Source organism: Pseudoalteromonas sp. (genome assembly GCF_041613455.1).
In the GTDB taxonomy this organism is placed as follows: domain Bacteria; phylum Pseudomonadota; class Gammaproteobacteria; order Enterobacterales; family Alteromonadaceae; genus Pseudoalteromonas.
Genome location: NZ_JBFJHD010000319.1, coordinates 1 through 2,567, shown reverse-complemented (window position 1 = coordinate 2,567; position 2,567 = coordinate 1). Strand labels below are relative to the sequence as shown.

Annotated in this window: 3 protein-coding genes; all 3 read right to left on the bottom strand. The window is 45.0% G+C overall.

What is annotated here, in order from left to right:
* Positions 1-1,016, bottom strand: a 1,016-nt coding sequence (gene fliF / locus ABYB02_RS16530; protein ID WP_372763464.1) for a flagellar basal-body MS-ring/collar protein FliF, incomplete at its 3' end; no start/stop codon positions are given.
* 20 nt (positions 1,017-1,036) lie between these two features.
* A complete protein-coding gene (gene fliE, locus ABYB02_RS16525) occupies positions 1,037-1,369 on the bottom strand; it encodes a flagellar hook-basal body complex protein FliE (protein WP_372763463.1) in 333 nt (110 codons plus the stop codon).
* 162 nt (positions 1,370-1,531) lie between these two features.
* Positions 1,532-2,567, bottom strand: a 1,036-nt coding sequence (locus ABYB02_RS16520) for a sigma-54 interaction domain-containing protein (RefSeq protein WP_372763462.1), incomplete at its 5' end; no start/stop codon positions are given.

Sequence of the window (2,567 nt, the reverse complement as noted above, 5' to 3'; positions counted from 1 at the left end):
ATCGTTGCGTTTAATGGTGGTTGATTGCTCAGCGCCCCCGGAATCCCCATAGCTAAACCACCAATATTGTTTTCTTCAAAGGTGGTTTCACTGCGCACTGCAGGAAGGTCGGGATTATAACGTTTTTGCGTTTCTTCGAGCGAGCTAAAGTCCATGCTTAAATCGACTTGCGCGGTGTAATTACTTAAGCCAACAATAGGAATTAAAATGCTATCTATTTTTTCTAGGTATTCTTGTTCGCGCTTTCGCTCTAAGTCGTATTCTTTGCGTGAGCGTGCTGCCAGCGAACTTTGCGAACCCGAGTTGAGTAAGCGCCCGTTTTGATCGGTCACTGTCACGCGGGCAGGCTCTAACCCCTGTACTGCAGAGGCGATCATATCGACCACCGAATCAATTTCTTCACGGTCTAAAGAGCGGCCACGTTTTAGCGTTAATACCACTGTGGCCGAAGGTTGCTTTTCTCTGCGCGCAAATACATTTTCTTTAGGAATGGCTAATAATACTTTAGCGCGAGTTATGTTGTTTAACTCTTCAATGGTCCGCGCCAGTTGCTGCTCACGGCCATGTTTAAGGCGCTCACGCTCTAAGCGCTGACTTACGCCAAAGCCCATGTCCTGCATAATAATATCTGAGCCTGAACTAGGCCCTTGATCTAGGCCTTCGCGAGCCATTAACAATTTAATATTTTGGTATTCACTTTCATCAACCGACACTACGTTGCCATCGAGTTGATAACTAATTTTTTGCGCATCTAAAAAATCGAGTGTTTGGATCAGCTCTTCGGTAGGCATTTTTCCAAGTGGACGCATATCTGGCTGGCGTGCCCAAATGATGACAAAAATAGCAATCGCCAAACAAATAGCCAACGCAATAATAAGGGTCACTTGGCGTAATACATCGACACCGCTTAGCGCACTTAAATAGCCCGACTTTTGCTGTTGTTGCTCGTCACTACCGCTTGCTTCAATATCGCCATCAGCCAGTGCCAGATCTGTAGATTGATTAGATTGCGCCACAATTATTCTCCACTACCTAATTAAACAGGCATATTCATGATTTCTTTGTAAGCTTCGACAAGTTTATTACGCACTTGTACCGTCGCTTCAAACGCAACAGACGATTTTTGCGAGGCAATCATTGCGTCGGCTAACGATACGCTTCTGTCACCCATTTCAACCGCTTTCACTTTTTGTCCGGTGTCTTGTTGTAATTCATGCACCGTATTAAGGGCGTTACTTAGCAAGTCACCAAATTGAGTGGTTGACGTTGGCTGTGCTTGAATCGGCAATGTATTTATTTGGTTGCTACGCCCGGCTTCAAGGGCCATAGACTGCATTTCTTGGAATATCGCACTGTTTTCAATTTTCATAATTTTCTCTAACTATACAGTTATCGCTTAGATGTAATAAAGCACAAAACATGCCAATTAAATAAAGCTTATAATACAGTGTGTTACACTTAACTTTTCTGGGATTTGTTTGTCAGAGTTTTGACAGCCCCAAATAAGGGGGTATTTAGGGCTGTATAGGGGTTATGCAGGTAGGGCAATACCTAAGTCGCGCATTTGCGCCAGTTTATAGCGTAACGTACGCGGGCTAATACCTAGTGTTTCAGCCACTTCTTTACGTTTTCCTTGGCAACGTTCGAGTGTTTCTAAAATAATACGGTGCTCTTTATCTTTAAGCTCATCTTTGTAACTGCCGGTGTCGGCAGCTAGCCGTTCTTGTTGGGGCTGCTGCGTTTTTATTGCATTCGCTTCATCATCAACGAGCTTATTATCTGCAGTATTGGCGGCGATGTTATCAGCGTCATCCTCCACAGCCGGCATGGCTGCTTGCGCACTTGGCTCCATAACAAAGTTACTCGCGACACTATTTTCGATAAAAATGGCATGTTCACCAATGGTATTACCACTGCGTAAAATTAGAGCCCGTTGAATAACGTTATCTAACTCGCGTACATTACCCGGCCAGTTATGGCTAAGTAACTTTTGCTCGGCGTGTTTGTCTAATCGTGCTAATGGCTGTTTAGCTTTGCTTAAGTGACGCTCAATTAAATGCTTAGCCAGCACAATAATATCGCCAGGGCGTTCATTAAGCGGGCGCCACATTAAGGGAAATACATTGAGCCGGTAATATAAGTCTTCTCGAAATTGATTATTCGCCACCGCTTGTTTTAAGTCGCGGTTACTGGTGGCCAGTATGCGCACATCTAAGGCAATGGTTTTACGACTGCCCAAACGCTCCACTTCGCGCTCTTGTAATACTCGCAGTAGCTTCACTTGTAAGCCTAAATCCATTTCGGTAATTTCGTCGAGTAAAATAGTCCCGCCTTGCGCTTGTTCAAACTTGCCTGGACACGCCTGGATCGCGCCAGTAAAAGCGCCCTTTTCATAGCCAAATAAGGTCGCTTCTAGCATGTTTTCGGGAATTGCCGCACAGTTAATCGCCACAAATGGCTGCTCAGCACGCGCTGATTTGTCATGAATATAACGGGCTAATACTTCTTTACCCGAACCACTGGGGCCTAATACCATGACGCTGGCATCCGATTTAGCCACTCGACTT

Coding starts and splice junctions, on each gene's coding strand:
- fliE (WP_372763463.1), bottom strand. CDS start 1,369: ATGAAAATTGAAAACAGTGCGATATTCCAAGAAATGCAGTCTATGGCC.